The sequence below is a fragment of the Scytonema hankhaensis NUACC26 genome (assembly GCF_045865695.1).
Classification (GTDB): domain Bacteria; phylum Cyanobacteriota; class Cyanobacteriia; order Cyanobacteriales; family Nostocaceae; genus Scytonema.
This window is the reverse complement of record NZ_BAACAP010000053.1, coordinates 1-8,014: the sequence shown is the minus strand read 5'-3', so window position 1 is coordinate 8,014 and position 8,014 is coordinate 1. Positions and strand designations below refer to the sequence as shown.

Annotated in this window: 9 protein-coding genes and 1 pseudogene; 6 read left to right on the top strand and 4 right to left on the bottom strand. The window is 41.1% G+C overall.

The features are described from left to right. Nucleotides 1–209 (top strand): annotated as a pseudogene (locus ACKTT2_RS01220) (photosystem II q(b) protein); the annotation flags it as partial. Nucleotides 210–779: 570 nt separating this feature from the next. On the opposite strand, the gene ACKTT2_RS01215 reads toward ACKTT2_RS01220, so the two are convergent. The 3 genes from ACKTT2_RS01215 to ACKTT2_RS01205 form a co-directional block, all read right to left on the bottom strand. After that, entirely contained in the window at nt 780–2,294 is a 1,515-nt protein-coding gene (locus ACKTT2_RS01215; protein WP_407883143.1) for a flavin monoamine oxidase family protein, read from the bottom strand. Between the two features lie 111 nt (nt 2,295–2,405). Then, on the bottom strand, nt 2,406–2,627 hold the full coding sequence (locus ACKTT2_RS01210) for a hypothetical protein (protein ID WP_407883141.1): 222 nt from the start codon (nt 2,625–2,627) through the stop codon (nt 2,406–2,408). A gap of 422 nt (nt 2,628–3,049) precedes the next feature. Further along, entirely contained in the window at nt 3,050–3,253 is a 204-nt protein-coding gene (locus tag ACKTT2_RS01205; protein WP_407883139.1) for a hypothetical protein, read from the bottom strand. A 130-nt stretch (nt 3,254–3,383) separates the two neighbouring features. Here ACKTT2_RS01205 and ACKTT2_RS01200 point away from each other — a divergent pair, with 130 nt between their 5' ends. The 5 genes from ACKTT2_RS01200 (at nt 3,384) to ACKTT2_RS01180 (ending at nt 6,776) form a co-directional block, all read left to right on the top strand. Continuing rightward, a complete protein-coding gene (locus ACKTT2_RS01200; RefSeq protein WP_407883137.1) occupies nt 3,384–3,593 on the top strand; it encodes a hypothetical protein in 210 nt (69 codons plus the stop codon). A gap of 994 nt (nt 3,594–4,587) precedes the next feature. After that, nucleotides 4,588–4,752 (top strand): hypothetical protein, encoded by a 165-nt coding sequence (locus tag ACKTT2_RS01195; RefSeq protein ID WP_407883135.1) that lies wholly within the window; start codon nt 4,588–4,590, stop codon nt 4,750–4,752. A gap of 56 nt (nt 4,753–4,808) precedes the next feature. Beyond that, nucleotides 4,809–5,117, top strand: coding sequence for a helix-turn-helix transcriptional regulator (locus tag ACKTT2_RS01190; RefSeq protein WP_407883132.1), 309 nt, complete (start codon nt 4,809–4,811; stop codon nt 5,115–5,117). A gap of 193 nt (nt 5,118–5,310) precedes the next feature. Then, a complete protein-coding gene (locus ACKTT2_RS01185) occupies nt 5,311–6,000 on the top strand; it encodes a reverse transcriptase family protein (protein WP_407883130.1) in 690 nt (229 codons plus the stop codon). 17 nt (nt 6,001–6,017) lie between these two features. Continuing rightward, nucleotides 6,018–6,776: a hypothetical protein gene (locus ACKTT2_RS01180; protein ID WP_407883128.1), complete on the top strand. Its 759-nt coding sequence runs from the start codon at nt 6,018–6,020 to the stop codon at nt 6,774–6,776. A gap of 416 nt (nt 6,777–7,192) precedes the next feature. On the opposite strand, the gene ACKTT2_RS01175 is transcribed toward ACKTT2_RS01180, so the two are convergent. Beyond that, nucleotides 7,193–7,384 carry a hypothetical protein gene (locus ACKTT2_RS01175; protein ID WP_407883126.1) on the bottom strand — a complete coding sequence of 64 codons (192 nt, stop codon included), beginning with the start codon at nt 7,382–7,384 and terminating at the stop codon, nt 7,193–7,195. Between the last annotated feature and the right edge of the window lie 630 nt (nt 7,385–8,014).

Below are 8,014 nucleotides of genomic sequence, written 5' to 3'. Positions count from 1 at the left end.
CCATGGCGTTCAACCTCAACGGTTTCAACTTCAACCAGTCGGTACTTGACTCACAAGGTCGTGCGATCGGTACTTGGGCAGACATCCTCAACCGCGCTAACCTCGGTATGGAAGTAATGCACGAGCGCAACGCTCACAACTTCCCTCTCGACTTGGCTTCTGCTGAAGTAGCTCCTGTCGCCATCAGCGCTCCTGCTATCAACGGTTAATCATAGCAGTACGCGACTAAAAAGCATCAATAACTAAATACAAGGCGCTCTCCTATTTGGAGGGCGCTTTGTGCGTTTGTCCTTAACGTTCTTATTAGGAATAGGTGCGGTCTTAAATGCACATCAGGTGAGATAATATTTGTATATAACAATCAAATTTTTCTTTTTCATTTCATCACCTATATGGTTTTCATGCATTGGTTAGTCTTGATGACTCTTTCTACAGGATTAATTACATTAGTGTTTCAGTTGATTTTATCTCTCAAGCAACTGGTTCAAAGACAGTAACCTATAGACCACCATGATGGAAAGCGTGCGTTTGATACAAGAATTAGCGTTGAGTGTACTCCCTTGTGTGTATGGTTTCTGCTGAGTGCCAAGGTCAAGGACACCCACTCATCAAAAAACCCGCACGTGGCGGGTAAGAACCAAAGGGTATAAAACATAGACAAACTGTTAAATATTCTTAATGCTTACCTCCATCTTAAAAATAGGGAATGGGGAGTAGGGAGTGGGGAGTGGTCAGGTGGTCAGGTGTCACTGGTCACTGTTCACTGTTCACTGTTCAGTTCAAACTGTTGCCAGTTGACGATTGGTACGAGAAATGGTATTGGCTGCGGTAACGGCAGTGGACTTGGTAACTTGCTTCTTCTTGATAATGTCGAGAACAGCTTCGAGAGAGGACTCAATAGAACCTTGCAGCCATGCGGGGAATCTAGAGCAATGTTCGCCAGCAAAGAATAGGGTGTTTTGGGGTCTTTGTGCTGCCAAGTAGTTAGATTCGCTGTCATCCCAATGAATGGTGCATCCGCCTGCACTCCACTTATACTCACCCCAAGCAATGGATGCTTTGTCTACGATCGCACCAGTCTCATTCAGTTCGGGGTGAATCTTGCCGACTGTGTTCTGCACGTAGTCAAAACGCTCAAGCTCAGACATTTTGCCCATGCGTAAGGCATCGTCACCGATAGTATAGCTTGCTAACATGACACTTCCACGCTCTGGATTGAACTTGACAGAGGGGTAGTAGGTTTGACGTACACCTTCACCACTGAAAGAAGCACCACCTTTGATACCTTCTTTTGCCCAGAAAGCTTCCTTGGTATGAAAGGCAACTTTTGTACCGGGACAGTAAACGGTGTTGTGGATGGAGTCTAACTTTTGCGAGTCGAAACCGCTCAACTCCATTTTACGGAGTACGCTGAAGGGAATGGTGCATAATACGTAGTCGCAGTTTTTGGTGTGCAATTGACCGTTTTGTTTCCAAGTAATTTGGGTATAATCTTTTTCTACACGTAAGGCGACAACTTCAGCATTGCACTTGATGTCCGCTTTGATTGAAGTTGCCAAGCGTTGGATTAATTGATCCATTCCACCTTTAAGTTGTAACAAGTCATGGCTGGTTTCGGTCATGATGTCACCAAGGAAGATATCCAATCCTTGAGAACACTTAGCGCGGAAGCTGGGGTTTTGAGTTAAGAAGGAGTGCAAATCGATGGTTTCGCCATCTTCGCTGAAGTAAGGATTTAAATCCAAGCGCTCTAATTCATCCATTAAGTGAGATTGCAAGTCGCGCTCAAAATCAGAACGAAGATTACCAGGTGCGATCGTATTAATAATAGTTTTAAGCCAAGCCGCAAAATTGCGAGTTTGTTCGCTGTAGCGTGTATCAGTTAATAAACCACCTTCTGAAAGTTGCAGCGTGCGAGGTGCGTCTTTCATCTTCAGCACTTGACCGTTGATGTTCATTTTGGCATTGCTTTCCTCGAACACGGTCATAAACTTACACAGCTTGTCAGCTAATCCCATTTCTTGAACGTAATGTAGTGTCAGTTCGTGGTCGCTGGGAATACGCATTGCGCCAAGTTCTGCATAAGGTGCATCGGGTTCGTTACCGAAGCGATGTGTCCATACCCGTCCACCGATGCGGGGGCTACCTTCTAATATCTCAACCGTGTGACCCAATTGTTCGAGTTCGTAAGCAGCTACCAAACCTGCAATTCCTGCTCCTAAGATTGTAATGTGCTTCTTTTCTGAAGTGTTGTTGATGAATTGGAATTGTTCTTTAATCATGTTAGCGTCCATTGTTTTATCCCCTTTTGGTCAGTTGTTTCGTCGTTTGTCTCATGATTTAGGATTCAACTTACCAGAGGCGATTCCGTAATTTTTGAATTTATAAGTATAAATTAAATACTATTAATGACGGTTACTTACGGAAACTGACTTTTTCTGACGGCTGGGTTTTTGGTAGCAATGGAGGTGTAGCGAGCGAGAGTCCAACTCTCCTGGGTGCGATGGCGAATTACTTAGAGCCGGAATTGGTATTGAGTCCAGCCGGAATTGGTCAACATTCCAACCGGAATTAGGCAATATGTCTAGCCGGAATTGGTATTGAGTCCAGCCGGAATTAGGCAACATATCTAGCCGGAATTGGTCAACATTCCAACCGGAATTATCAGTTTTCCAGCCGGAATTAATGATTTTTCCAGCCGGAATTAATGATTTTTCCAGCCGGAATTATCAGTTTTCCAGCCGGAATTATCAGTTTTCCAGCCGGAATTATCAGTTTTCCAGCCGGAATTGGTATTGAGTCCACCCCCAGCCGGAATAATTTGTGTTAAAAATTGAGAAAAATGCACTTATAACAAAATTGTCAAAAAAATTTTAGTTTCTTTCCTCGATTCCGGACGTGGAATTGTACAATCTGGCTATTTACGACAAGGGGGAAAAGCGGACAAAGCTCAAGACAAACAGCCAGAATTACTTAGGCTGTCCAACCGGATGAAAGCGGCTTTAAAGGATTGTAGCTATTTTAAGTAGAAAACTTGCGAATCAAAAATTTAAGTATCTTGGTTAGCTTCTAATTCATCTAATGCTTTTTGGATTGCATTCCTAACAAAATCTGGATAGCTATTTATCGACTTCAGCTTATCCATCATTGATTGAGTAATTCTAACAGTGAGCTTAGCTGTTAATGGCTCCTGTCTGTTGGTAGTTAGTTTGTAAGGTTCTAAACTTTCTGGATTGCCCTTAGGATTAGGCATTGTGTAGAAATATAAATATGGGGTGAAACGTATGTCGTCATACGTTTGAATTCTTATGGTAGGTATTTAGCCTAGGAAACCAGATACCTACCAATGCCCAATTAGTGGAACTAAAGGACAAACATATTATATGAGATTTGAATGCCCAGATGACCTGGTAGAACACTATCAGGATAATGCCAACCATTGTTTCCAACTTGCACTAAAGTGTGCTCACAATCGGGTAATGTTCCGTGAGTACATGGCACGTTATGAAACTTGGAAGCTAGCAGCTAAAGCAGCAATTGAGTTAAGTGACTATCAGGCTACAAGGTATCGTATGCCAGTGAGAGAGAACTAACAGCAGTAAAAATTAAAAGCATAATGCCACTAGAGTAGCAAGCTTTAGTGGTTTATTTTTTATTGGATAACTTGACTGGTATGAGCAACTAACGATTTTACGTCGTTTCAGAGGTCGAGCGCGAAGAATAGACATACCCTAAAAAAGACCCCTACTTTTACGGCATCAAAATTTAGATGGATATATGGTTTGTGATATTACTATATTGCTGAAGTTATTGGATAAATTTGTCTGATAACTTGAGAGAACACAGAACACTGCTAGTCAGTCAAGTAAAAATACTTTAGTAAATCAGTTTAGAAATTTACTAGACAGAAAACCTAACTCAAAACTCCCAAAATGACCCTCAAAACGCTTGATTAGTGCTTGACTAATGGAAAATTACTAGAAAAACTAGATTGATTAGCTGAAAGTGTTGATTTTACGTTATTAGTTGATCTTTTAGTCAAGAACAAGGGGCAAAAGTAGCTTCGCTGCTATCAGCCGCCATGCAACGGCTGAAAACGCTGCCCAGAGAGAGTTTTAGAAAAATTTTTCAACTTTTCCCCCGTTTAGGAATCGGGACAGCAACTTTTGGATGAAAAAAAAATCGCTGTGAGCGAACTTAGTTCGCAAAGCTATGCTATAGTAGTTCTAGTCGGGTAAAGGAGAATATTTGCCAACTACTAGATCACTTTTGTGGTCTGAGGAAGATGGGAAACCACCTTCTACTGTGCTTCCTAGCAATTTGTTTAGAAGTAACGTACTGATTAGAAATGTTACCAAACCTTCGCACCCAATGCGAAAGCTCAAGCGCGGCGAAGCTAAAACAACAACTACTACAGTATAAACAACTAAAAGAACAGCTAGACCACTAGGCACACAAGCGCAGCCACGGCAATCTGCTGCGCTCTGTATAGGGAGAGTTTAAACTGCCGTCTCCGGTTTGATTGAGGCAACACTCATTCGCAGTATGTGGATGGGTGCAATTAAACCATATATTCAAGGAGTTCATATGAACAACCAAGATACCGACAAACGGCAGGAGCAGTCAAAAAAGCGTAAGTATAAGCAGTTCCTAAAATGGCTCTGTAAACCACAAACGCTACGTCTGCTATTTCAAATTGCTCCGGTCATTTATCAAATGATGAAGTGGCTGATCGAGCTATTGCAGATATAGACTGCTAAACTCTTCTATACAAACCAATCTCAACCTTCTCAATAAGGAGGTTAAATATGCTTAATACTGCTCTAAAAATGATAAGGGTATTCCATGATTTAACACAAAAAGAATTGGCAGAAAAGCTGGGCATATCTAAGTCGTATCTTTCAGAAATTGAATCCGGAAAAAAAACTCCCACACTTGAGTTACTTCACCAGTACTCAGAGGCTTTCGATATACCTGTATCTTCGATCATGTTTTTCTCCGAAAGCTTGAATAAAGATGTGAAGACGGAAAAGCTAAGAACATTCGTCTCCTCTAAAATTCTTGCACTCCTCAATTTCATTGCTGAAAGGTCTGGGCGTTCTTATGCAGAAGAATAGGTATAAACAATACCCGCTAAATCAATCACCGTTCTACTGCCTGAGATCTCAACAAAAACTTGCCAAGCTACTATGTATATCTCGAACGAAGCTTAACGAGCTTACCCGTTTAGATGATTTGTACAGAGAAAAGGAATTATTTAATCACAAAAAGAAAAAAACCTTTCCTGTACAAGTCCCAAATGGGATACTAATGAGGATTCTTAGGCGAATTAAAGAAATTTTAAGCCAAGTTGCAATACCGAGTTTTATACATTCTCCTGCACTGGGACGTTCATACATAACTAATGCAAAAGCGCACGTAAATAGTTATGAAGTAAGGAGTCTTGACATCAAACAATACTTTCCTTCTTCACAATCGTGGCGTGTTTACTCGTTCTTTCATGTGGTGATGCGATGCTCTCCAGATGTTGCTGGTATATTAACAAAACTGTCTACCGTTAACGGACACCTGCCGACGGGAAGCCCATTGAGTCCTGTCCTTTCCTACTTTGCTCACATAGATATGTGGGAAACAATAAATGAACAAGTAGAAGGTGCAGGATGCACTCTAACTGTGTATATGGATGATGTCACAATTTCTGGTTCCTCTGTACCGGGTAAGTTAATTTGGCAAATTAAGAAGGAATTTCGTCGGTGTGGACTCCGTGATAACAAAGAGAAAGAAAAGCACTATGTGGGTAATAAGCCCCGTGAAATAACGGGAGTCATTGTAAAGGACGGTAAATTAAATGTACCTAATAGACAGCGCCAGAAAATGCATGAATGCCGCCAAGCAATCAAGCAAGAAACCGAGAACGCGGAAAAAGAACATTTGGTGCAGTCGTTAAAAGGTCTAGAATCACAAGCACAACAGATTCAAAAAGCAAATAAAGGTATGTAGATATTAGATAACTTCATATGACTAAAACACAATTCTTACCAGAAGCGGCATTATATTATCGTAGCCGTGATGGCAATCTTCATCCTCTGAATGGAAACGAAAAACATTTACCTGTTTTAATTAGAGAATGCTTTGCTGGCGAACCTTGCTATGTTCCTCAAGATACAATCGCAAGCAAGCAGAATGTTTTCTATAGCGTTAGTAGCATTGTTAAACGGACACAAGACGACAGAACTATAGAGGCTCTTCGCAAATGGGAAGAGAGAGTGGGCTTGAAAGAGGCGAAGCGTATTCGGGATGAAGCAATTAGAACCGGAATTGCTGTTCATTCCTATCTTCACTCATACCTAAAACATGGAGAAATAAAGACACTTAAAAACTCTTATAAAAGCTACGTTGAGGCTCTCGATACTTTGCTACCGAATTTCGGTGACTGTCTTTTCTCCGAACAGTATATTGTCAGCTTCAAGTATCAGTACTTCGGAAAATTCGATCAGCTAGGTTTGTATCACGAAAGCTTGACTCTTAGTGACTTAAAAACATCTCTAAAGCCTAAGCTTTCTTTGAATTGGGTTAAAGACAAAGTTATTCAGTTGGCTGCCTATTACATTCCAATTGAAGCACTATATGCTGTCGAACAAGCCGCTTTAATTTATTTGATCGGCGATGGCTCCTATAATGAATTTCTTTTTACTCCACAGGAAATGGAGCTTTATAAGGATTTGTGGCTTGAGCGGCTGAACGAATTTAGTGAGGTAGATAAGCTAGCTGCTTAGTAGTTCAATAGGGGGTAAAAGTAGCGCTCGTGACATGATCCGCTACGTAACGTCTCTTAGCCTTGCTACGAAAGAGTTACAAAAATCAAATTGCTCTCTGACCCAAAAATCACCGAAAAACCAGATTTTTGCTGTCCCAATTGAAGCTTAAGCTATTTGGTACAGCATTCAGTAACCTAGCCATGCGGCTTTGGGGCTGTAAAATTCAGCTTTGGTTTAAATGGTACAGCTTTGAGTGTGTACTCAGTTAGTCAAAATCTCATTTTTAGGGTAAAAGTTGAAAATTTTTTCTAAAACTCCCTCTGGGCAGCGTTTTCAGCCGTTGCATGGCGGCTGATAGCAGCGAAGCTACTTTTGCCCCTTTTTGGTCTAAAGGTGAACCCCTCCTACTAACACATGAGGCGATTTTTGAGGTTTTATTCAAATTGCCAGAATTTTTTTATTTCTTTTTTAGAAGCTATATCTTCTAGAGGGAAGTTTCTCAGTTGCTTGGGCTGTTGTCTCAAATGTTGGTTTTCTTTTTCCAACTGCTGAATCCGTTGTTGCAACAATTCCCGCTCTTTCACCAAACGTTTGGCAGTTTCCTCCATTTCGCTTTTCTTCTTCACTCCTCTATTAGTCTCAAACCGATTGAGAGTCCTCAAGCGACAACCGTGACGCACAACGGTGGACAGTTGTAAGTCGTATTTTTTTTCTCCTATAGGAATTTTTGAAAAATTATCGCTCTCTTCAGTTTAGTTGGTCAAGTTTTACACTGTAGACTCTGCGTTGTCTACCATACTGCTGCACGAATGTACACTGGATTTTCTGCCCAAGTCCACTTAATAGTATGGTGGACAGTACCTAATAGTATGGTGGACATCAAGTGACAACCGTGATGCATGACGGTGGACGACTTTACCTTAGTTGTATTTTTTTTGTAATTTTCTTATAGGAATTTTTGAAAAATTATCGCTTTTTTCAGTTTGGTTGGTCAAGTTGTACACTGTGGACTGTGCGTTGTCTACCATACGGCAGCACGTCTGTATACTGGGTTTTCTGTCCAAGTCCACTTAACAGTATGGTGGACAGCACTCGCTCGTATGGTGGACAGTACCTGACAGTATGGTGGACAGTACCTAATAGTATGGTGGACATCAAGCGACAACCGTGACCCACGAAGGTGGACGACTTTACCTTAGTTGTATTTTTTTTGTAATTTTCTTATAGGAATTTTTGAAAAATTATCGCTTTTTTCA